Raw genomic sequence first — 22,840 nt, forward strand, 5'->3', positions numbered from 1 at the left:
GGCGGCTCCCCGGTCGATTGTCGCCGCGCTCCGGGCGATGAGTGCCCACTTACGACCATGTCGTCCGGGAATCCGATCCGCAGCATGGAGGGGGCCAGAAGATCGTCATCTGAGCGGAGGAGACATCGCTCCCGATCCACACCCCGCATCGGTGCCGTTCCGGGCCGGGGACGTGCTCAGCGGCTCCTGAAGGCGTCGAGGATGCGCTCGGCGGCCGGCGTGGCCGTGAGCTGTCCGTCGCGGACCTGCTGTTCGAGCTCCGGTGTCAGGGAGCGGACCGCCGGGTCGGTGTGGAGCCTGCCGAGGAGCTCGTCATGGACCATGGCCCATGTCCGGTCGAGCTGCTGATCGCGCCGGCGGGCGGCGAGACGCCCGGTGCAGTCGAACAGGGCGCGGTGCTGTTCGAGCCTTCCCGGACGGTGTCGAGGCCGGTCGACTCGCGTGCGCTGCAACTGAGCACAGGCGGTGTCCAGAAGGTTCCCCTCGGCGCGTCCGCCGCGCACGAACGGCGCGAAGCCGGGCAGGCCGGTGGCAAGGGCGTCATCGCGCGCGGTGTACAGAGGGCGGGCGCGGAGCCCGTCCTCCAGCGCGGTGGACGGGGCGCCTTCCGCTGCGGAACTCGAGACTTCCTTTCCCGACTTGCGCAGGACACCCGAGACCAGGTGCTGTCACTGCTCATATGTCACGGTGCCACCACCCGTGTCGTTCAGCCCTGCTGCTCGGCCGGGTTCTGTTCGACCGCTCGATGTCCGGTCGCCTGCCGCTCGGCGACCCGGCCGCGTACCGCGAACCAGCCGATCACCAGACCGATGGCGATGAGCGGGACACAGGCCACCGACCAGGCGGCGTCGCCGCCGTCGACGCACATGAGCACCACGACGACGCCGAGGAAGGCGAGCGTGAGCCAGGAAGTGAAGGGCGCGCCGGGCAGCCGGAACGCGGGGCGCTCCAACTCGCCGCGCAGCGCCTTGCGGCGCAGCACCATCTGGCAGACCATGATCATCACCCAGGTGCCGATCATGGTGATCGCGGAGAAGTTCAGCACGATGGAGAACGCCCGCTCCGGCACGACGTAGTTGAGGACGATGCCGAGGATGTAGCAGCACGCGGTCAGCAGTACGCCGCCGAACGGCACGCCTCGCTTGTTCATCTTCGTGGTGAAGGCGGGCGCCGAACCGGCCAGGCCCATCGAGCGCAGTACGCGGCCGGTCGAGTAGAGACCGGAGTTGCAGCTGGAGAGAGCCGCCGTGAGGATCACGAAGTTCATGATGCCGCTGATACCGGGAACGCCGAGCTTGCCCATCAGCGTCACGAAGGGCGACTCGCCGGCCTTGTACGCGCTCCACGGCAACAGGAGGGCGAGCAGCAGCACGCTGCCGACGTAGAAGAGCACGATGCGCCACGACACGGAGTTGATGGCGCGCGGGATCACCTTGCGCGGGTTCGCGGTCTCGCCGGCGGCGATGCCGACCATCTCGATCGCGGCGTACGCGAAGACCACACCCTGGATGAGCACGACGGCGGCGAGCAGGCCGTTGGGCAGCATGCCGCCGTTGTCTGCGATCAGCTGCGGGCCCGTGCTGTGGCCGTCGACGGGGTGCCGGCTGGCCAGCAGCCAGCAGCCGATGGCGAGGAACGCAAGGATCGCGGCGACCTTGATGATCGAGAACCAGAACTCGAACTCGCCGAACCAGCGCACCGAGATGAGGTTCGCGACGAGCACCACGAGCAGCGCGAACAGGGCCAGCGTCCACTGGGGAATGTCCCGGAACGCCGCCCAGTAGTGCAGATACATCGCCACCGCGGTGATCTCCGCGATGCCGCTGCACACCCAGTGCAGGAAGTAGACCCAGCCCGCCGTGTACGCGGCCTTCTCGCCGAGGAACTCACGCGAGTACGAGACGAACGAACCGGACGTCGGCCGGTGCATCACCAGCTCGCCCATGGCGCGCGAGATGAAGAAGGCGAACAGGCCGGTGAGCGCGAAGATGACGACCAGCGACGGGCCCGCCGCGTGCAGCCGCTCGCCGGCGCCGAGGAAGAGGCCGGTGCCGATGGCGCCGCCGATCGCGATCATCTGGACCTGGCGGTTGCGCAGACCGGCCGTGTACCCCTCCTCGCGGATGGCGCCGGTCGCGCCGCCCCCGGTCGCAGCGGCAGGGGCCTGCGCCGGCCGGGCCTGCGGCTCGGCTTGTGCTGTGTGCTCCATGTTTCTCCGACGTGCATAGCGGTACACCGACCGCACCCGCGCGCATGTACGCACGCACGCGAAAGCGAACGCCGACAAGCGGCGCGGCATACCTGTTGGACAGGGCCCGTCCCCCCGTGCGGCGGGCCGGCAGAGCGGGACAGCGGTGGACCTGGCGTGATGCTGTGCGGATCACGCGAGGCACGCAGCGTCCCCGTGGCGCGCCGCGGGATGACCACGCGGCGACAAGCCACCTTAAACCGTTTCCTGGGGCAACTTTCCCCAGGTGAGGAGGCGCCCTACGAGGAGGGCCGGCCGGTCAGCCCGAGAAGCGAACCGGCCTGCGCCGCACCGGACTCCGCGACCACCTCGGCCACCGTCTGGGCGGGCCTGACCGGAGCGAACTTCACAACCCCCGCATCAGACACGACATATCCGTACACAGCGGGACGCGGCAGGCTGTTGTAGTGGAAATGGGTTGAGAAGTAGTAGGCCCCGGTGTCGTACAGCGCGACCAGATCACCGGGCGCCAGTTCGGGCAGTTCCCGCTCCCGCGCGACCAGGTCCCCGGCGAAGCAGCACGGCCCGGCGACGTCCTGTACCAGCGGCTCGGTCGCCCTGGGCCGCCCGGCGGGGTCGTACGCGCCCACGCGCAGCGGCCACGACTCGGGCACGAACACGGTGCGGGTGGCCACCTGCGCGCCGGCGTGTGTGACGGCGATCCGCCGGCCGCCGGAGGTCTTGGTGTACTCGACGTGCGCCACGATCAGCCCCTGCTTGGCCAGCAGCGAACGGCCGAACTCGGTGACGAGCGTGTAGCGCCCGTCGAACAGGCCGGGCACGGTCTCCCGCAGCAGCCGCGCGTACTGCGCGAACGTCGGGGTCACCTCGTCCGAGGCGAAGTTCACCGGCAGGCCGCCGCCGATGTCGAGGGTGTCGATCTGCTGCCGGCCGACCTGCGCGTTGATCTTCTCCGCCAGCTCGTACGCGGCCCGCACCCCTTCGGCCATCAGTTCCAGGGCGACACCCTGGGAGCCGGTGTGGGTGTGCAGCCGGCTCATCCACGGCCGCAGCCGGTAGGCGTCGAGCACCCACTGTTCCGCGCCCTCGTCGCGCAGCGCCACACCGAACTTGGACGTGGCCGTCGCCGTGCTCATCGCCCCGATCGAACCGCTGCCGACCTGCGGGTTGACCCGCAGGCCCACGGGTGCGCAGCCGACCCCGAGATCGGCGACGACGGCGTCGACACGGTCCAGCTCCTGCGGGTTGTCGGCGTTGACCGCGATGCCGTGGGCGAGAGCGTCGCGCAGCTCGTCCATCGTCTTGGCCGGGGAGTCGAAGACGATCCGCTCGGCGGGGACGCCCGCGGCGCGGGCCAGTGCCAGCTCACCGGCGCTGGCCACCTCCGCGCCGATGCCCTCCTCGTTCAGCAGCGCGAGGACCGGCACCAGCGAGGCGGCCTTCACCGCGAACGTGTGCTGCACCGAGACCCCGTCGAAGGCGAAGGCCTCGCGCAGCTCGCGGGCGGCGCCACGGATCCCGTCCACATCGAGCAGGCCGAGGACCGACGCCTGCGCGCCGACCAGGCCCTGCGAGGCGGCAGCTCGCACGGCCGCCTCCCTGCGGACGACGGATTCCGGGGCCATGGTCATGGGTGTTCCTGCCTTCTCACTGCGCACTGCCGGCTACGTGCCCGGGGGATCGCCGGGCGGGCCGCCTACTGCGGCGGCCGCGGGCGGTGCCATGCCACCGGCTTGTCGCCCGTGCGCTCCGCCCGATTTCACTGTGCAGCCCCGAGCCCCGCACTGTCTGCGTGCGCCGGCACGAAGTCCGCGCCGCTCCCGTCGTGGCCGCGCACAAAGGCCGGGCGCCGTCCACCTCTCCATGGTGCGCCCGCACGACGGAGAGGGGGACGACGTGGTGCGGCCGCACCACACCGATTCACGGCAGCGGGATCAGCCCGGCCCGCCGCAGCCCCAGCTCCACAAGGAGCCGTACGTCGGGATCGGTGAGGTCGATGCCGCACAGCTCCCCGGCCCGGCGCAGCCGGTACCGCAGCGTATTGGTGTGAACCCCGACATAGCGGGCGGTGGCTGCCGCGTCGCCGAAGAACACCAGGTGGGCGGCGACGGTGCGCGGCAGGTCCGTTCCGTGCCGCTCGTCGTGCTCGAGCAGTGCCGCCACCGCGTCCGCGGCCGAAGGCACGTGCTCGGCGACCGCATCGGTCACCCTCAGCGCGTCCATGGCGAACCGGACATCCTCGGCGCAGGCCGTCTCGGGCCCGCCGCGCTCGCGCAGTACCCGCAACACCTGGGCGGCCCCCGCACGGGAGGCGGCGGCGTCGCCGAGCCCCCCGACGGCGGGCCCTGTCGCGACCAGCGGCCGCGCCCCGGCGCCGCGCAGCACGCCGGCCAGGTCGCGTGCCAGCTGGTCCACGCCGTCCCCCGCCCCGGTACCGGCCAGCAGGACGTCGAGCCGGTCGCCGTCGCGGTGCGCGAAGGCCGGGGTGTGATGCGCGGCGACGCGCAGGGAGGCCAGGTGGAAGGCCCGGTCCAGTACGTCCGGTGCGATCGGCACCGCGACGGCCGCCGTGAGTACGGTGCACGGCTGTCCGGCCTCGACCCCGAGGACGACCGCCGCCGCGGACACGTCCGGCGGGCGCTCCTCGAACAGGGCCCGCACCGCGTACCGGCGACGGCTGGCTGCGGACCGGGACCGCAGCCGGTGGTGCAGCAGATGCGGTACGGCGATGGCGGCCGCCTGCCGCAGCGCGTCCCTGGCCCCGGGCGGCAGCGGTTCACCGTCGGCGGCCGCCCACAGCGATCCGAGGATCTCGTCGCCGGCCCGCACGGCGACAGCGAGGCGTTCGGGAAACCGCGCGTCCGCGGGCCGGTGCACCACGTCGCCGCTCGCCCACAGCGTGGTGAGGAACCCGCTCTCGGCGAGTTCGGTCACCCGCCAGCTCGGCACCCGGCGGCCCAGGATCGTCAGCCTGCGCAGCGGGTCGGCGGTGTCGGCGGTCGGCGAGTACGCCAGCACGTTCGACTCGGGGTCCTCGACGGTGATCGCGCCGCCCACCAGCGCGGCAAGCGCCAGGGCGAGCCCCGACAGGTCACCGAGCGCCACATCGGGTGACGCCTCGGCGGGCGCCGCCGTTCCGGTGCGGGCGATGGCCGCCCGCAGCAGCCCGATCAGCTCGCCCCACTCGATCCACGGCGCCCGGGAGAGCAGGGCGGTGGACACCTCATCGGCCGCCTCGGCGAGAGACGGCGAGATGCCCTGAGCGCCACGTCGCAGCACCACGGCCGCCGCCCCGGCGCGGTCCGCCGCGCGCAGCACGCCCGCGGCGCCCGGCGCGGACGTGTCGACGCCGGGTGCGATGAGAATCCGCCCCCGTGCCTGCAGCGTCTCGCCCTCGTCGAACACCCCGGCCCCGCTCACCGGCACGTCCGTCCCGCACGGCGCCCGCAGCACCTCCACCACGTCGGGCCCGACCACACCGACGGCCTGCCCCAGCGTGGGAGCACCACCGCCGTGTGCGGCGGCAGCATCGGGCGAAGGGGGAGGGCCGGGCGGGGGAAGCTGCATGCCCCAAGTGTCACCGATGCCGGCCGGCGGCCGCCCCCCGGCCGCGCGTGCGTCAGCCGGACCAGGGTGTGTCCGGATCAGACGACCGGTTCGCCGATGCCGAGCAGGTTTCCCTCGCTGTCACGGAACCAGGCAGCGCGTTCTCCCCGTGCGCCCTTGCTCGGGTAGTTTCCGTCGATCTCGGCGATCCCGTCCTTCGTCCGCAACCCGGGCAGGTCGACCTCTTCGAACATCACGCCGCGTTGCCTGAGTTCCGCCACGATCGTCTCGACGTCGTCGACCTGCCACCCCATCTGGGTGAAGGTGCCAGGAGCGGCTCCCGTCGACTTGAACAGGGCGAACTCGGTGTCTCCGCACCGGTACAGCAGTCCACCGGGCCGTTCGTCGACGGGCTCGAGACCGAGCTGCTCGGCGTAGAAACGCCGTGCCCGGTCCAGGTCCTGGGCCGGCAGCCGGGTCGCCACGCGCCCCCGGGACAGAATGTTCCTGTCGTCCGATTTCATGCCTCCACTGTGCCCGGCCGCAGCATTCAGCTGCCGGGCGTGAGCCCCAGCGTGTCGAGCACCGCGTACACCCCGAGGAACAGGATCGCCGCGCTGCTCATGACGAGGGCGGCGGTCAGCCAGGGGTTGGCGCGGAAGCGGGGCGGGACGCCGGTGTATCGCAGGCGCCAGACCGCGACCACGACAGCGAGCAGGAAGACGCCGCCGCCGATACCACCGATCTGCACCATCAGTACGGGGGACTGGACCCACAGGAAGAAGCACATCCACACCGGGGGCAGGCAGCAGGTGAGGATGCGGATCGTGCGGGTGCGCGAGCGCAGGTCGTGCCAGTTCACCACGCCGAGCAGGCCGAGGGTGTTGGTCCACAGGCGCGGCACGCTGGCCGACGAGGCGACGGTGACCGAGAAGAGGACGGCGATCGCGCCGGCCAGGAACAGGTACTCGGCCCACGGGCCCAGGGTGTCGGTGTAGATGTGCGACAGCGTGGTGATCATGTCGTTGCCTTCGGGCACCAGGCCCTGCGGGTGGAGCACCGAGGCGCCGATCACGTAGAAGGACAGGGTGCAGAGGGTGCATACGATCCAGGAGACGCCCACGTCGAGCCGCATGACCTTGAGCCAGCCCTCGGCCCGGCGGGCGCGCTGTTCGGTGCCGTCGTCGGGGCCGGTCCAGCGGGCGTAGCCCTTCTCCAGGCACCAGTACGTGTACGTCGTCATCTCGTCGGCGCCGACGCCGGTGATGCCGAACATGGCGAGCGCGATGCCGACCGTGCCCGCGGGGATCTGGAAGCTCAGTCCGTCGGCGAGCTGCTCGGTGCCGTACCCGAAGGCGGTGAGGGGCAGGGCGAGTGCCAGGCCGACGGTGATGACCGTCTTGAGTGTGATGCCGATGACCTCGACCCGCTCCACGACGTGGTACTTGCCCGTCTGGAGGATGAGGACGGCGGCGGCCGTCACGATGAGGGCCCAGATCGTCAGCGACGACGTGCTCAGGGACCCGCCGTGGATCGGCAGGAGGATGGAACAGGCCGCCGCGGTACCGCCGATGATGCCGCCGCGCTGGAACATCTTGGCGAAGTCCATGCCGATCCAGAGCCAGTTGATCCAGCTCAGCGGGCCGATCCGGGGGCCGACGTCACGGAAGCCGTCGAGCGCGGGGCGGCCGTTGAGGATGGTCCAGCGGGCCAGCTCCATCTGGACCCACACCTTGACCATGGTGGAGACGATCACCAGCCAGAGCAGGGCGAAGCCGGCTTTTGCGCCGAGCGAGGTCGTGGTGATCAGTTCACCGGAGCCGACGACGGCGGCGGACAGCACGAGTCCGGGGCCGAGCCGGCGCAGTCGGCCGCGGAAGGTCTCGGGGGCCGGGCGGGCGTCTTCGGCGCGCAGTGCGTACGGGTCGGTCTGCGCGGAGGGTGGCGCCGCCGTGGCGCCATCGGTCGAGGTGGCCATGTCAGGTCCTTGGGGGATCCTCCGGCGTCGTCGCCGGAATCCGGAATGGGACGGGGGTAGTGCCGAGGTGCCGAGGTGCCGAGGTGTCGTAGTGCGGGGGTGCAGGTAACTGAGGGGTTGCCCTGTGTCTCAACTCGCCTGGTGCTGCGGCTCCTTGCCCGCCAGTACGCGGACGACGTCCTCGGCCACCATCGCGCCCATGGCCTGGTTGGCCTCGGGCGTACAGGCGGCCATGTGCGAGGTGAGGAGCGTGCGCGGGGCCGCGCGCAGCGGGTGGTCGGCGGGCAGCGGCTCGGTGCTGAACGCGTCGAGGGCCGCAGCCCCGAGGTGTCCGGAGCCGAGCAGGTCGGCGAGCGCGCGCTCGTCGACGAGGCTGCCACGCGCGGCGTTGACCAGGACCGCGCCCTCCTTCATCGCCGCCAGGCGTGCCCGGTCGAGCAGCGGTGTGCCGGACGGGTCGGGCGGCGTGTGGAGGCTGACGGCGTCGGCGCGCGCCAACAGGGCTTCGAGCGCGGCCGGTTCGGCGCCGTGCGCGCGTACGTCGGAGTCCTGGACGTACGGGTCGTGGGCGAGCAGCTCCATCCCGAAAGCGCGTGCGTATCCGGCCAGAAGGCGGCCGATGCGGCCGAAACCGACGATGCCCAGCGTCTTGCCGTGCAGTTCGGGGCCGAAGAGCTTCGGCCAGCCGCCGGCCTCCACCGCGGTGTGCGAGGCGGCGAGTGAGCGGGTCGCGGAGAGCAGCAGGCCGAAGGTGTACTCGGCCACTGCACGCGAGTTGCTGCCCGGCGCGCACACGACCGGAATCCCTCGCGCGCGGGCGGCGGCCACGTCGATGGTGTCGACGCCGACGCCGTGCTTGGCGATCACTTTGAGGCCCGGCGCGGCGTCCATCACCTCGGCGGTGATCGGATCCATGCCGACGACCAACGCGTCGGCGCAAGCCGCGTACTTGAGGAGTTCGGCGGCGGGCAGCGCCGCGTCCTCGGACGGGCGCAGGGGACCGGCTCCGGCCTCCTCCAGGATCTGCCAGGGGCGCGCCGAGTACCGGGCGAAGGTGGGCGTCGTGACGAGGGTGGTCGGCATCAGCGCGCCTCGCCGCGTGCCGTCTGGAGGTGGGACGTGGCGATCTGCTGCAGGTGTACGACGTCGGCCGCGACCGTCGCGAACGTGAAACCCTCGGCGAGACGGCGGGCGGCGCTCGCGCCGTCGGCGTTGTGGATGCCGGCCGCGATGCCCGCCGTCTCGGCCGCTATGCGGACGCGGGTGAGGGCCTGCTCGAACTCGTCCTGCACGGACGGGTCGGTGGAGGACGCGCCGCCGATGGCCAGGCGCAGGTCGGACGGGCCGACGTAGATGCCGTCGAGGCCGGGGGTCGCGCAGATCTCCTCGACGTTGGCCAGGCCGTCGGCCGTCTCGATCATCGCGAGGACGGCGGTCTGCTCGTGCGTGTCGGCCGGGTTCGGGCCGATGCGCAGCTGGGCGCGCATCGGGCCGAACGAGCGGCGGCCCAGCGGCGGATAGCGAACGGCACAGACGGCGTCGGCGGCGTCCTGCGCGGTGTCGATCAGCGGGACGATGACGGCGGTCGCGCCCGCGTCCAGGGCCTTGCCGATGTAGGTGAGGTCGTTGGCCTCGACGCGCACCACGCCGACGGCGGTGCTGCCCTTGGTGTCGGTGGCGAGGAGGTTGTTCAGCATGCCCTGGTAGCCGAAGAGACCGTGCTGGGCGTCGAAGGCCAGGTAGTCGTAGCCGACGCGGGCGAGGCGCTCGGCGGCGATCGGCGAGTCGAGCAACGACCAGTAGCCGATGAGCTGTTCGCGATTGCGCAGGGCGGCGGTGAACTCGGCAGAACTGCGGCCGGTGGCCATGTTGTTGTCTCCGTTACGAGGATGGGGGCGAGGTCAGCGGTTGTAGGGGGGCATCGGGCCGCGCAGGCGGGCACCGACCTCGTCGCAGGCGGCCAGGACGTCTGCGGGCAGCGGGCCGGCGGCCGCGGCGGCGATGTTGGCCTTCAGGTGCTCGATCTTGGAGCCGCCGAGCAGCAGCGCGTCGGTGGAGGGCCGTGAAAGGAGCCAGCGCAGGGCCAGCTCGGTGAGCGGCAGGCCCGCGTCGGTGGCGATGCGGGTGAGGTCGGCGACGGCGCGGAACAGATCCTCGTTCCAGTACCGCTCGCGGTACATCGCGGCCAGCTTCGAGTCGCCGAAGCGCCCGCCGTCCGGGGCCTGTTCGAAGCTGTGGCGGCCTGTGAGCAGGCCGCCGCCGAGCGGGTTGTAGACCATCGTGCGCAGGCCGGTGACGGCGGCGTACTCGACGTACTCCTCCTCGATACGGCGCGCGAGAAGGTTGTGCAGCTGCTGGGCGACGACCGGGTGCGGGGCGCCGACCTCGTCGGCCACGCGGCTGAGCTCGGCGATCTGCCAGGCCGCGAAGTTGGAGACGCCGAGGGCGAGGACCTTGCCCGCCTGTACGAACTCGGCGACGGTGGCCAGGGTTTCGGCGAGCGGTGTCCTGCGGTCGGGCTGGTGCAGATAGAAGAGGTCGACGTGGTCGGTGCCCAGGCGCTTGAGGCTTCCGTCGAGCGCGGTGCGCAGGCCCTCGGCACAGAGCGGCGCGTGGTCGCCCTGGTCGGGGTGCGGGATGCCGGCCTTGGTGGCGAGCACCACCCGGTCGCGTCGGCCGGGCAGCAGCTCGGCGAGGATGCGCTCACTCTCGCCGCCCGCGTAGCCGTTGGCGGTGTCCACGCCGGTGATGCCGGCGTCGAGCGCGGCGTCCAGCATCGCGGCGGCCGTCGAGCGGTCCGCGGTGTCGCCGAAGGTCATCGTGCCGAGGACGAGAGGGGACAACGGGACAGGGACGTGCGGGAGTTCAAGGCCGACGGTCACGGCGGGTTCCTTCCGGTGCGGGTGGTGCGGGTGGTGCGGGTGGTGCGGGTGGTGCGGGTGGTGCGGGTGGTGCGGGTGGTGCGGGTGGCGCAAGTGGTGCGGGTCGTGCTCGTACGCGATCTCGTGCGTGATGTGCGCATCACGGGTGGTGTGGCGTGCGGCTGCGCGGCTTCGACCGGTCGCCGCGGTGGTTCCCGGCGGTGCGCTGCACTGCGGCCATGTGCGGTGCGATGTGCTGCGATGTGCGGTGCAAGCCGGTGTGCGCCGTGCTGTGTGAGCCGGTACGCGTCGCGTCCACGAGGGCGACGCGGTCTGCGGGTGGGGGCCGTCGGCGCCACCGGAACGCTCGCACGACTGCGTGAATCACGCAAGAGGTCTCGCGCAGTTCGCGCAATCTGTGCCATGATCCGGACCGGGCCGCCCAACGCCGGGCGCGCCCAAGGAGGTTCGATCCCGTGGCTTCCCTGCCCCCGCCCCCACGCCCGTCCGTCCCGCCGTCCGTGTCTGTGCCCGTACCGCGGTACGTCCTCGCGCTCGCGGACGACCTGTCCGGCGCGGCCGAGACCGCCTGTGCGCTCGGCGGTCCCGTCCGTCTGTCGCTCACCGCCGCCGACGTGGCCGAGAGCCCTGCTGCGCACGACCTCGTCGTGGACCTGGACACCCGGCACCTGCCGACCGCCGAGGCGGCGTACGCCGTACGGACGGCGCTGCGCGCGGCGCAGGCCGGCCCGCCCCGGCTGCTGTACAAGAAGGTCGACTCACAGCTGCGCGGCCACCTCGCCGCGGAGGCAGCCGCCTACGCCGAAGGGGCCGGGGCCGTCGTCATCGCCCCCGCGCTGCCCGCAGCCGGGCGCACCGTGACCGGCGGCGTGGTGCACGTGAACGGTGTTCCGCTGCACTGCACCGACGGCTGGCGCGCGGAGCGCGCGGCCGCGCCCCGCTCGCTCCCCGAGGCGCTGTCCGGCCTGCCGGTCCGAACGGTTCCCCTCGACGTCGTACGGTCCGAACCCGCCGTACTGGAAGTGGCGTTCCGGCGGATCGCCGACTCCGGTGCGCACCCCGCTCCGGACGCCGAGACAGACGCCGACCTGGATGCCGTGGCCGCGGCGGCGCTGCGGCTCGGCCCCGGATTCCGGCTCCTGGGCAGCGCTGGTCTGGCACTCGCGCTCGGGCGCGCGCTGGTGCGTCCCGCTCCCGTCACCCACCCGCCCGACCCCGCCCAGGACCGCACCCCGCTGCTTTTCGTCGTCGGGACCGCCGAGCCCGCCGCGGTTGCGCAGATCGCGCACCTCACGGCGCTCGGCGCTCACCATGTGCCGCTGGATCCGGCCGACTTGGCGGCGGGCGCCGTCCGCCTGCCGCGCATCGCCGCCGCCCCTGCCCTGACCGTGCTGTCCATCGACAGTTCGGCAGGACTGCGCCCGGGCGCGGGGCGGTCCCTCAGCGCCGCCCTGGGCGCACTCGCCGCTGCGTACCCGGGCCGCCCCGACCTCGTCCTGACCGGCGGCGAGACCGCTCGCACCACCCTGGATGCCCTGGGAATACGGGAGTTGGAGCCGCTCGGCGAGATCCACCACGGCGCCGTCCACTCCCGCACCCCTGACGGCCGCCGCGTCGTCACCCGCCCCGGCAGCTACGGCGCCGAGGACTCGCTGCTGCGCATCGCTGCCGCGCTACGACCCCGCCTGGCTGCCGCCCCGGCAGCCACCTGACCCCTTCACCACCCGCCTCCCGTCAAGGAGTTGTCCGTATGAGCACCCCCCTCCCTCTCATCGCCGTCACCATGGGTGACGGTGCCGGCGTCGGCCCCGAGGTCGTCATCGTGGCCCTGCTCGACGACGCCGTCCTCACCCGCTGCCGTCCGGTCGTGATCGGCGACGCGCAGCGGCTGCGCGAGGCCGCCCGCATTCTTGGTCTGGGCTGCGAGATCGCCGCCGTCGACCACCCGCGCGACGCCGAGTTCACGCCGGGCCGCGTCAATGTCGTCGACCTCGGCCTGCTCCCCGCCGACCTGCCCTGGGGCAAGCTGTCGCCGATCGCGGGCGACGCCGCGTACGCGTACATCGCGCGTGCCGCCGAACTCGCCGTGGCAGGGGACGTGCACGCCATCTGCACCGCCCCCCTCAACAAGGAGGCCCTGTATGCCGCGGGCCACATCTACCCCGGTCACACCGAACTCCTCGCCCATCTGACCGGGACCGAGGAGGTCTCGATGATGCTCTCCACCGAGAAGGTGAAGGTCATCCACGTCACCACGCACATCGGCCTGATCGACGCCGTCAACCGCATCGAACCGGGCCTCGTCGAGCGCACGGTGCGCCGAGGTCACGAGGCCATGGTGCGCGCCGGCACCCCGAACCCCGTCATCGGAGTCTGCGGCATCAACCCGCACGCGGGCGAGAACGGCCTGTTCGGGTACGGCGAGGAGGGCGAGAAGATCGTCCCGGCCCTCGAGAAGCTCCGGGCCGAGGGCGTCGACGCCCGCGGCCCGCTCCCCGCCGACACCGCCTTCTTCCTCGCCGCGCGTGGCGACTACGACCTGATCGTGGCGATGTACCACGACCAGGGCCACGGCCCGGTCAAGGTCCTGGGCATCGAGGCGGGTGTCAATCTCACCGTGGGACTGCCCGTCATCCGCACGTCCGTCGACCACGGCACCGCGTTCGACATCGCCGGAACGGGCGCGGCGGAGGCCGGTAGCATGGTCGAGGCGCTGCGCCAGGCGGCTGAGATGGCGACGGCGCCGGTCGCTCCGGCGGCCTGAACCGCCGTCCCCTGCACCGCCGTTACCACCGCACCGTAGAGGACTCCGTAGATGCCGCCGACCACATCCCAGGCACGACGCGACCGCATCGTCCACCTCGCCACCACCACCGGCCTCGCCAGCGTCGAGGAACTCTCGCAGCTCTTCGACGTCACCCCCTCGACCATCCGCCGCGACCTCGCCCGCCTCACCACGGAGGGCCGCCTCGCGCGCACCTACGGCGGCGCGATGGCGCTGTCCGCGCACCCCGAGGCGTCGCTGCGGCAGCGCACGGGGGAGGCGTACGAGGAGAAGCGGGCCATCGCGCAGTGGGCCGCCCGGCAGGTCGAGCCGGGCGAGACCCTACTCCTCGACGCCGGTACGACGGTGGGCGCGCTGGCCCACGAGCTGCGCGGTGCCAAGGATTTGACGGTCGCGACCACGGGCCTGACGGCCCTGCACGCCCTCGCGGACGCGGAAGGCGTGGACGTCGAATGCCTCGGCGGCACGCTCCGCCCGCTCAGCCAGGGTTTCGTCGGCCCGCTCACGGAGGCCGCGCTCGAGCACATGTCCTTCGACCGGGTCTTCCTCGGCGCCGACGGCGTCACCGTCGACCGCGGCATCTGCGAGGCGGACCTGCGCCAGACCCGCCTCAAGGAGCTGATGGCCCGCCGCGCCGACCGGGTCTACGTACTCGCCCACGGCGCCAAGCTGGGGCGCGCGCCGTTCCACGCCTGGGCGAAACTGCGGAAGGAGTGGACCCTGGTCACGGACGCATCGGCGCCCGACGCACAGATCCGCGCCTTCGGGGCGAGCGGGGTGCGGGTCGAGATCGCCCCGCCCGCGGGGGCGTGACGGAACGGTAGTCGCCGATCCTGACGTGCCTGTCCGTTGCGCCCCTTGGGCCCGCACGGATCTGTGGCGTCCGGGGCCTCGGACGTCCACCATTCCGTCCGGCGACGCCGCAATGCCGGCCGTCAGCCGCCTCGGCGCGGTCGGTCCAGGTCGAGCACCACCTTGCCGATCGCCTCGCCCGTGCGCGGCCGCCCCACCTTCGCGTCCGTGCCGGGTCAGCACCTGGAGGAGGCCAGCCGGGCACTCGCCGGTCTGCGCGAGGTGCGCTCCAGCGCCATCAGGGCGGTCCCGCACAACCTGGTCGTCGACGCCTGGCTGGGCACACTGCGCGACGTGCACACCTTCGAGGCGCACGTGTCACGCAGGCTGCCGCGCCTGACGGTCACCGACCCGCTCAGTGGTGCTGCGCACGGTCAAGCACATGGGCCGGCTCCTGGACCGCGACGGACACGGCGTGGGGGCCATGCCGCTGCGGCATCCGGAGGGCTGAACAGCTCGCGGCCCCGCCGTCCGCCGTCGCCGCTGGGGAGCGCGCCGACAACACGTCATGAGACGGGAAGTCGAGGGTCGATCGGCCATGATCAAAAGGGAGAGCCAGGAGCAGCGTCGGATCGAGTGTGCGGGGAGATGGTCGTGGACACGGACTCAGAGCACAGCGCGGAGCAGCTGCACTGTCTGGTGACCGGAGCGTCCGGGTACATCGGAGGTCGCCTGGTTCCGGAACTGCTGGAGGCCGGTCATCGGGTGCGGTGCCTGGCCCGCTCTCCGCGCAAACTGCGTGACCATCCATGGGCGGGAGACACCGAGGTACTCCATGGTGACGTCACCGACGCCGAGTCGGTCGCCGCGGCCATGCGCGGGATCGATGTCGCGTACTACCTGGTGCACTCCCTCGGATCCGGCTCCGGGTTCGAGGACACCGACCGGCGCGCGGCCCGGATCTTCGCCGACCGGGCACACGCTGCCGGCGTACGGCGCATCGTCTACCTCGGCGGGCTCACTCCGCAGGACGTACCCGAGCAAGATCTTTCCCCGCACCTGCGCTCCAGGGCTGAGGTCGGTCGCATCTTCCTCGACGCCCCGGTGCCCGCCACCGTGCTGAGGGCCGGTGTGGTGATCGGCTCGGGATCGGCGTCCTTCGAGATGCTGCGCTATCTGACCGAGCGGCTGCCGGTGATGGTCACCCCCAGCTGGGTCCACACCCGCACGCAGCCCATCGGGGTCCGCGACGTGCTGCGCTATCTCGTCGGCTCGGCCACCATGCCGACCGACGTCGACCGGGCTTTCGACATCGGCGGGCCGGACGTGCTGACCTATCGGGAGATGATGCGCCGCTACTCCGAGGTCGCCGGACTGCGGCGGCGGATCATCTTGCCGGTGCCCGTGCTCACTCCGCGGCTGTCCAGCCACTGGGTCGGCCTCGTGACGCCGGTACCGGCATCCATCGCCCGGCCCCTGACGGAGTCGCTCCGCCACGAGGTCGTCTGCCACGAGCACGACATCGCCTGCTACGTCCCCGACCCCCCGGGCCGGCCCCTGCCGTTCGACGAGGCGCTGGCCCTGGCGCTGCGGAGGGTACGGGAGGCGCAGGTCGCCACCCGGTGGTCGTCCGCCGCTCTCCCCGGGGCGCCCAGCGATCCGCTGCCCACCGACCCCGACTGGGCCGGCGGCAGCCTCTACGAGGACGAGCGGCAACTGCCTGTCGAGGCATCCCGGGAGGCCCTGTGGAAGGTGATCGAGGGCATCGGCGGTGACAACGGCTGGTACTCCTTCCCGCTGGCCTGGGCGGTCCGCGGCTGGCTGGACCGCTTCATGGGCGGAGTCGGCCTGCGCCGCGGACGACGCGACGCGGAGCGTTTGCGGGTCGGCGACTCGCTGGACTTCTGGCGGGTCGAGGAGATCGAGCCCCTACAACTACTGCGGCTGCGCGCGGAGATGCGGCTGCCGGGCCTGGCGTGGCTGGAGATGTATGTCGAGACGGGCGCCGAGGGCGGTACCCGCTACCGGCAGCGCGCTCTGTTCCACCCCCGCGGCCTCCTGGGCCATGCCTACTGGTGGTCCGTCTCTCCCTTCCATGCCGTCGTCTTCGGCGGCATGGCCCGCAACATCACCCGAGCCGCCGCCAAGGGCATGAGCGCGCGGGGGAGCGCGTCACCCGCCGGCCGCATCCGGCGTTCACGCCGCGGGCGAAGACTGCGGCAGTAGGCAGGTGCACCCCCGGCCGCGGGATCAGCTGACAGGCGGGCGTCGAGTGGCCCAGGGGAGTGCGAGTTCGAGGGTGCGGGACACCTGGAGCAGGAGGTCCTCCCGCCAGGGCGCGGCGACGATCTGTACGCCGACGGGCAGGCCGGTGGCCTCGTCGTGGTGGATGGGGAGGGAGATCGCCGGCTGGCCGGTCACGTTGAACACCGACGTGAACACCCCCATCGGGTAGCTGTTCCGCAGTGCCCTCAGGGGATCGTCGTCGGTGCCTGTCCGCCAGGCACCGACGAGCGGCGGAAGACAGGCCATCGTCGGCGTCACGAGGAGGTCGAAGCCGGCGAGGAAGCCTTCGACGATGCGCCGAGAGAGCTGCTGGGTCTTCCGCACCCCTTCCGCGTACGCCCACGAGTCGATCGCTCGTGCCGCCGCACGCAGGGCGCGATTGTGCGGCTCGACCTGGTCCGGCTCCGCGAGCGCGATTCCGGCACCGCCGACGTTCCACAGGGTCGTGAACGCCGTGACCAGCTCGTCGGTCGGGGGCAGCGGAAGAGGGGTGTCGACGAGGTGCGCTCCGGACGATTCGAGCGTCCGGAGAGTTCTGTCGACAGCTGCGATACACGCCGGGTGCACGCGGATCCCGTCGATGGGGGAGTCGGTGAGCGCGCCGATCCGCAGCCCGGTCGGAAGGTCCGTCCTCAGCGCGGCGGCGAAGGACGTGCGCGGCGTCGGAGGCGACCACCACGCGGCCGGATCGTGACACGCCAGCACATCGAGGGCCGCCGCGGCGTCCGCCACCGAGTGGGTGAGCACGCCGCTGGTGCCGAGACCCTCCACCTCCACGACGGCGTTGGTGACCAGGCCGCGGGTGGGTTTGAGGCCGACGAGGCCGTTGCACGACGCGGGGATCCGAATCGACCCGCCGCCGTCCTCCGCGTGGGCTATGGGCGCCATCCCGGCGGCGACGGCGGCGCCCGCTCCGCTCGACGACCCGCCGGGCGTGCGGTCCGGGTCCCACGGGTTGCGCGAGATGCCCAGGGCAGTGCTCTCGGTGAAGGGCAGGCTGCCGAACTCGGAGGTGGTGGTTTTGCCGAGCAGGACGAAGCCCGCGTCCGCGAACCGTCGCACGACAGGGTCCGATGCCTGCGCCGGTGCCTGTCCGGCGCCTGCGGACCCGTAGGTGGTGGGCCAACCGGCGACGTCGACAAGGTCCTTGACCGGCAGCGGGACGCCGTGGAACGGCGGGAGGTCGTCGGCCGACGTGGCCCTCGCCACTGCGTCGGCCGCGGCGGACGCGGCTTTGCGGACGTCGTCGTCGGCCCGGTGGCAGAAGGCGTTGAGGTCGGGGTCGAGCCGGTCCATCCGCTCGAGGAAGCAGTCGGCCACCTCGACGGGGCTCACCTCCTTGCGGCGGACGGCCGCGGCGAGTTCGACGGCGGGCATGAACGGGTCGATCGGCGAATGCGTCACGAGAGTTCCCTTCTGGTGCGGGGCTTGCAGGGCCTACGGGGCCTGCGGGAGCCGTCAGTGTCGTCGCGTCTCGACCGTCGCGTCTTGGACGAATGTCCCGTAACTTGGCGCCATGCGATCCGCCGAGCCGGCCCATGACGCAGCGTCGGTGTGGGACATCGCCACCCCCTCGCGGCACGGTCGGCTGCCCGGCGTCAGCATGGCCGGATTCCGCGCCCGTACGACCGGCCTCGTCGACCTGGGTGTGGTCCCGTACCCGGCCGTCACGGTGGCCGTCGACCTCGGCGACGGGCCGATCGTCGTCGACGACTTCAGCGGCCGGCAGCAGAGCGGCAGCGTCGTCCTGGGACTCGGGTCCGGCGGGGTTCGAGCCCGCGGCCGGGACGTCGAATGCCTGCAGATACGGCTGTCGCCGCTGGTCGCGCACGCGGTGCTCGGCGCCGGTGCGGAGTCGGGCGCCACGGTGGTCTCCCTCGACGACCTCTGGGGCCACGACGCAGCGCGCACCCAAGAGCAACTGCGCGCTGCCGAGACCTGGGACGACCGGTTCGCGGTCGCGCAGGCCGCACTCGTCCGACGACATGCGGCAGGCCGCCGAGCGGTCGAGCCTGAAGTCGCCTTCGTGTGGCGGCAGATGGTGACGCATCGGGGAGGGGTTCGGGTCGAGCGCCTGGCAGCCGAGGTCGGCTGGAGCCGTAAGCGTCTGTGGTCCCGTTTCCGAGCCCAGATCGGTCTCAACCCCAAGCGCGCCGCGCAGCTGGTCCGTTTCGACCACGCGGCCCACCGTCTGGCCGTGGGGCACAGCGCCGCACGGGTGGCGGCGGAGATCGGCTACGCCGACCAGTCCCACCTCCATCGCGACGTCATGGCCTTCGCCGGTGTGACGCCCACGGCCGTCGCGGTCGCGCCGTGGCTCGCGGTCGACGACGTCGCGTGGGCCGCCCCCGCATACCTGTCCCCGTCTTGACGTCTTGACGTCTTGACGTCTTGACGTCTTGACGTCTTGACCCACAGTCCGCACCAGGCAGGCATGAGGGCGGTCGCGCGGTTCACGGGGGAACATTTCTACAAGACGCCCGGCAATCGAGCCGGTGACACTGCGAGCATGTCCAAGAACCGGAAAGACTCCCCGCTGCCGCGCGTCCAGTGGCCGCGGTACGGCATTGACGCTCCAGCGTTCCCGGCGGTGCTCGGCGCCGCCGGCGCGGCCTGCTGCCTGGCCGCCGGCCGATGGCGGCCAGGACGGAAAGCGCTGGCAACTGCGGGCACAGTACTGATCGCCCACACCGGCATCTACCTGCGCACCACACTGCACGGCAAACTGCAGGTCTGGAGGCGGGAGTTGGACCGGGCCGACTTGAAGGGCGACGAGCAGCTCCTTGACCTCGGCTGCGGTCGCGGCGCGGTGCTGATCGAGGCGGCCAGGCGGCTGCCGACGGGACACGCCGTGGGCGTGGACCTGTGGTCCGGAACGGACCAGAGCGGGAACCGGCCCGAAGTCACGCTCTCCAACGCGGCTGCGGCAGGGGTCGCCGACCGGGTGGAGGTACGTACCGCCGACATGACCGAGTTGCCGTTTGCGGACGGCTCCTTCGACGTCGTGACGAGCGCGCTGGCGATCCACAACATCCCGTCGCCCGAGGAGCGGTACCGCGCGGTGGACGAGGCCATGCGGGTGCTGCGCCCCGGCGGCCAGTTGATCGTCGCCGACTTCTGGCCCATGGCCAGGAAGTACGCCGAGCACATCGGGCGGGGCACGCTGCGCGGACTGGGCCCCGAGTACTGGTACGGCGGCCCGTGGCTCGGCGTCACACTTCTGCATGCCGTCAAGGAGCGCTGAGCCGGTCGCACGGCTCCTGAGGGGACGATCGTGTGCGGGGGCGATGTCCGCGCTGCAAGTGACGAGTGGCGCTGAGATGGGCGGTCGCCAAGCACGGGACGGGCGTTGAGGGCGCCCGTCCCAGGTCTTCAGAGCTGCCGGAAGTAGACCATCGCCGGAAACGGCGTGCACCCGAGCTGCTCGTAGAGGGCACGAGCGGGTGCGTGGAAGGGGTCGCCTCCGGTACCGATCTCGACCAGTCCGGCTCCGAGGGCCCGCATCTGTGCGAAGGCGTGCTCGCACAGTGCGGTGCCTACGCGGTGTCGACGGTGCTTGGCCGAGACAGCGAGGATCGTGACACTGCCCTTCCTGCCGACCGGTTCGACACTCCACGCCACGTAGCCCGCGATGCCGTCCTCGGCCTCGGCGACGGCGACGTATGCGTGCCGTTCGGGTGCGTGGAGCTCGGCGACCTGCTTGCGGTAGTCGTCACGCCAACTGCCGTGCTGGATGGCGAAGATGACGTCGCCTGTCAAAGGGCGGAAGGAGTCCTCGTAGAACGGCCGGAACGTCTCGATGGTCAGTTCGGTGAGTGACGCCAGGTCGCGCTGAGAGAACGCGCGGATGAACATGGAAGTCTGCCTTTCGGGCTGAGGGCTTGATACCCGGACGGAACAAGGGCATCGGTCGGCCCGCTCGCAGCCACAGGATCGACGGTGAGCCGGGCCCTCAGCGACGGGTACGCCAAGCGGCAAAACATTCCATGGCCCGCAGCGTAGTGCCCGATGCGCGAGCTGCGGCCTGGTGCACGCGGGGGGTGTCGTCTGTCGCGCGGCGGCGATGCGTCGACTTCAAAGGTGTGTGGCCGGGCCCCTGGATCCGCCACGGCGTTTGCGTGTGGCAATCCGATCGGCCGGTTGCGATCCGTTCTCACGTGCCGTCGATCGGTCGCACCCGACATCCACCGTCCCGTGCTCACCGGCACGATCCGCCGGACAGGCCGCCCAGTTGGCGGTGACAGGACCTCGGGATTGCCGGTGTCGGCAGCCGGAGAACTCCCGCCATCACAGGTCAGAGCCACTTCTTCGTCATCACGGCACCGCGGATGGCCACCGGTCCGTGGATCCAGCTTCAAATCTTGAGCACAAATTCCACACATCCCTCTCTCCAGATGGGCCCCGATGGTCTAGATTGACCGTGCTTCGCATGCTGGGACACGAGGCGACAAATGATGATCTATTGGTCAGGTGTGACGGACGGCCAGCAGCTGCGTCTCCGGCGCCGGGCGTGGGGGTGATCGATTCTTGGAGCCTGCAAGGGGCTTTGGGTGCGGGGAGCACCCGAGGTTGCGACGGGTTCGCACGCACATCGAGGGCCTGGCAGGACATGCGATTCTGCGGTCGCCGGGGTGGGTTGCTCAAGTAGCGCTGAAATAACGGGGATGTCGTGCGCGGGGGGCGGGGGCCTCCCGGGGGAGGAACAGCGCGGCGCGGGGGTGGGGGCCTCCGAGGGGAAGGACTGTGCGGGGCGGGGGCCTTCTGGGGGGAGGGACAGTGTTGGGCGACCACGTCGAACGACTGGGGACCGGGGTGGGTTCTGTGCGGCAGGGGGAATTGGTCGGCCCTTTAACGCCGGCGCGCGAGCGTCTGGCGAACGGGGCGATCAGTCAGCTGGCCAACGATTGGGAGCAGCGGTACCGCCGTACCGTGATCACCAGCGATACCGTGGCCACCGCCTTGGTGGTGGCGGCGATCGGCAACTTTTTCGGGGCCCGGGACGCGGCCAACTGGCACGAGAAGTGGGGAATTCTCGCATTCGGCACCGAGCTCCTTGTGCTGGGAGCGCTTGCGGTGAGCCGGTCGTGGGCTCCGGCCGTGCTCGGCCAGGGCGCCGAGGAATTCCGCCGGCTCGGACGTTCGCTGTTCATGGCGACCGTCGTGCTGGCGCTCGGCGGGATAGCCCTCACCTCGCGCAACATCAAGCTCTGGATCTTCGTCGCGATCCCCGCGATCGCGCTCGTCACCATGACTGAGCGGTATCTGCTCCGCGTCTCGCTGCACAAACAGCGGAAGGAAGGACGGTGCCTGAGACCGGTGCTTGCTGCCGGGAGCGTGGCCACCGTGCGCGACCTGATCGCCCGAACCCGCAAGTTCCCGCACCTCGGCTGGCGGGTGGATGCGGTGTGCACGACGGACGGTCTCGGGCTCGACGGTGACCAACTGGAGGGGGTGCCGGTCGTCGGCCGGCTGTCGGACGTCGCGGGCCACGTCCGCCGCGACGGCTACCGTGTCGTCGCGGTCACACCGGACCCGCACTGGTCACCGGACCGGTTGCAGCGGCTGGCCTGGAACCTCGAAGGCAGCGATGCCGAGATGGTCGTGGCCCCCGTGCTGATGGAGGTGGCCGGCCCGCGGCTGCACGTCGACGCGGTGCTCGGGATCCCGCTGCTGCGGGTCAGCATGCCGACCTTCACCGGGGGCCGCAGGGCGGTCAAAGGGGTCGTGGATCGGACGGGCGCGGCGGTCCTGCTGCTCCTGTTCGCGCCGCTGATGGTGCTCGTCGGGCTGCTCGTACTGGTGGACAGCCGGGGCGGGGCGGTCTATCGCCAGCGCAGAGTCGGCAAGGACGGCCACGAGTTCACCATTTTCAAGTTCCGCACCATGGTCGTCGGGGCTGACGGGGCCCGGGCCGCGCTGGCCGACCGCAACGAGGGCGCAGGCCTGCTGTTCAAGCTTCGCCGGGATCCGCGGGTGACCCGGGTGGGGGCAGTGCTGCGCCGGTACTCGATCGACGAGCTCCCGCAGCTTTTCAACGTGCTCACCGGATCGATGTCGCTCGTCGGTCCGAGGCCTCCGCTGCCGGAGGAGTCCGCTGCGTACGGCCCGGACATCCGTCGGCGGCTGCTGGTCAAGCCCGGGCTCACCGGTCTGTGGCAGATCAGTGGACGCAGCGACCTGCCGTGGGAGGAGGCGGTCCGGCTCGACCTGCGGTACGTGGAGGACTGGTCGCTCGCCCTGGACGCAGTGATCTTGTGGAAGACGCTGCGTGCGGTGCTGCAGGGGCAGGGGGCTTACTGATGCGCGAGGGTCATCGTCCGGCCGGCGCGCGGACCGCAGGCCGGAAAGGCCTGCCTGGGGGG

18 protein-coding genes and 2 pseudogenes are annotated in these 22,840 nt (G+C 71.7%); 7 read left to right on the plus strand and 13 right to left on the minus strand.

What is annotated here, in order from left to right:
* Positions 1–176: 176 nt before the first annotated feature.
* From CG723_RS11165 to CG723_RS46160, 11 genes and pseudogenes are all read right to left on the minus strand, one after another.
* A pseudogene (locus CG723_RS11165) lies at positions 177–484 on the minus strand (methylmalonyl Co-A mutase-associated GTPase MeaB); the annotation flags it as partial.
* A pseudogene (locus CG723_RS47495) lies at positions 432–668 on the minus strand (methylmalonyl-CoA mutase); the annotation flags it as partial. The pseudogenes CG723_RS47495 and CG723_RS11165, both read right to left, overlap by 53 nt.
* Positions 669–706: 38 nt before the next feature.
* The gene (locus CG723_RS11175; RefSeq protein ID WP_100593118.1) at positions 707–2,209 is read right to left on the minus strand and encodes an amino acid permease; all 1,503 of its coding nucleotides are present in this window, start codon (positions 2,207–2,209) and stop codon (positions 707–709) included.
* A 278-nt stretch (positions 2,210–2,487) separates the two neighbouring features.
* Positions 2,488–3,834: a diaminopimelate decarboxylase gene (locus tag CG723_RS11180; RefSeq protein ID WP_100593813.1), complete on the minus strand. Its 1,347-nt coding sequence runs from the start codon at positions 3,832–3,834 to the stop codon at positions 2,488–2,490.
* A 295-nt stretch (positions 3,835–4,129) separates the two neighbouring features.
* A complete protein-coding gene (locus tag CG723_RS11185) occupies positions 4,130–5,776 on the minus strand; it encodes a PucR family transcriptional regulator (protein ID WP_100593119.1) in 1,647 nt (548 codons plus the stop codon).
* 77 nt (positions 5,777–5,853) lie between these two features.
* Positions 5,854–6,279 (minus strand): VOC family protein, encoded by a 426-nt coding sequence (locus tag CG723_RS11190; RefSeq protein WP_100593120.1) that lies wholly within the window; start codon positions 6,277–6,279, stop codon positions 5,854–5,856.
* Positions 6,280–6,305: 26 nt separating this feature from the next.
* Positions 6,306–7,733, minus strand: a complete 1,428-nt coding sequence (locus tag CG723_RS11195; RefSeq protein ID WP_100593121.1) for an Nramp family divalent metal transporter — start codon at positions 7,731–7,733, stop codon at positions 6,306–6,308.
* 129 nt (positions 7,734–7,862) lie between these two features.
* A complete protein-coding gene (locus CG723_RS11200) occupies positions 7,863–8,816 on the minus strand; it encodes a phosphoglycerate dehydrogenase (protein ID WP_100593122.1) in 954 nt (317 codons plus the stop codon).
* Positions 8,816–9,601, minus strand: a complete 786-nt coding sequence (locus CG723_RS11205; RefSeq protein WP_100593123.1) for an HpcH/HpaI aldolase family protein — start codon at positions 9,599–9,601, stop codon at positions 8,816–8,818. The genes CG723_RS11200 and CG723_RS11205 overlap by 1 nt, the downstream gene beginning before the upstream one ends.
* Positions 9,602–9,634: 33 nt before the next feature.
* On the minus strand, positions 9,635–10,615 hold the full coding sequence (locus CG723_RS11210) for an aldo/keto reductase (RefSeq protein ID WP_100593124.1): 981 nt from the start codon (positions 10,613–10,615) through the stop codon (positions 9,635–9,637).
* Positions 10,612–10,755 carry a hypothetical protein gene (locus CG723_RS46160; protein ID WP_159032429.1) on the minus strand — a complete coding sequence of 48 codons (144 nt, stop codon included), beginning with the start codon at positions 10,753–10,755 and terminating at the stop codon, positions 10,612–10,614. The genes CG723_RS11210 and CG723_RS46160 overlap by 4 nt, the downstream gene beginning before the upstream one ends.
* Before the next feature lie 315 nt (positions 10,756–11,070).
* Between CG723_RS46160 and CG723_RS11215 the strand changes: the two genes are divergently transcribed.
* The 4 genes from CG723_RS11215 (at position 11,071) to CG723_RS11235 (ending at position 16,418) form a co-directional block, all read left to right on the plus strand.
* Positions 11,071–12,327, plus strand: coding sequence for a four-carbon acid sugar kinase family protein (locus tag CG723_RS11215; protein WP_100593125.1), 1,257 nt, complete (start codon positions 11,071–11,073; stop codon positions 12,325–12,327).
* Positions 12,328–12,365: 38 nt separating this feature from the next.
* Positions 12,366–13,379, plus strand: coding sequence for a 4-hydroxythreonine-4-phosphate dehydrogenase PdxA (gene pdxA, locus CG723_RS11220; protein ID WP_100593126.1), 1,014 nt, complete (start codon positions 12,366–12,368; stop codon positions 13,377–13,379).
* A 51-nt stretch (positions 13,380–13,430) separates the two neighbouring features.
* Positions 13,431–14,213, plus strand: a complete 783-nt coding sequence (locus CG723_RS11225; protein WP_100593127.1) for a DeoR/GlpR family DNA-binding transcription regulator — start codon at positions 13,431–13,433, stop codon at positions 14,211–14,213.
* Positions 14,214–14,846: 633 nt separating this feature from the next.
* Positions 14,847–16,418, plus strand: coding sequence for an SDR family oxidoreductase (locus CG723_RS11235; RefSeq protein WP_442802537.1), 1,572 nt, complete (start codon positions 14,847–14,849; stop codon positions 16,416–16,418).
* Positions 16,419–16,442: 24 nt separating this feature from the next.
* On the opposite strand, the gene CG723_RS11240 is transcribed toward CG723_RS11235, so the two are convergent.
* Entirely contained in the window at positions 16,443–17,882 is a 1,440-nt protein-coding gene (locus CG723_RS11240; RefSeq protein WP_100593129.1) for an amidase, read from the minus strand.
* A gap of 112 nt (positions 17,883–17,994) precedes the next feature.
* On the opposite strand from CG723_RS11240, the gene CG723_RS11245 reads away from it, so the two are divergent.
* Positions 17,995–18,849: an AraC family transcriptional regulator gene (locus CG723_RS11245; RefSeq protein ID WP_199841723.1), complete on the plus strand. Its 855-nt coding sequence runs from the start codon at positions 17,995–17,997 to the stop codon at positions 18,847–18,849.
* Between the two features lie 138 nt (positions 18,850–18,987).
* A complete protein-coding gene (locus CG723_RS11250) occupies positions 18,988–19,722 on the plus strand; it encodes a class I SAM-dependent methyltransferase (protein ID WP_100593130.1) in 735 nt (244 codons plus the stop codon).
* 128 nt (positions 19,723–19,850) lie between these two features.
* On the opposite strand, the gene CG723_RS11255 is transcribed toward CG723_RS11250, so the two are convergent.
* Positions 19,851–20,333 (minus strand): GNAT family N-acetyltransferase, encoded by a 483-nt coding sequence (locus tag CG723_RS11255; RefSeq protein ID WP_100593131.1) that lies wholly within the window; start codon positions 20,331–20,333, stop codon positions 19,851–19,853.
* A 966-nt stretch (positions 20,334–21,299) separates the two neighbouring features.
* Here CG723_RS11255 and CG723_RS11260 point away from each other — a divergent pair.
* Positions 21,300–22,778, plus strand: a complete 1,479-nt coding sequence (locus CG723_RS11260; RefSeq protein ID WP_100593815.1) for a sugar transferase — start codon at positions 21,300–21,302, stop codon at positions 22,776–22,778.
* Positions 22,779–22,840: the final 62 nt, after the last annotated feature.

Origin of the sequence: Streptomyces sp. CB01635, from assembly GCF_002803065.1 — a bacterium.
In the GTDB taxonomy this organism is placed as follows: Bacteria; Actinomycetota; Actinomycetes; order Streptomycetales; family Streptomycetaceae; genus Streptomyces.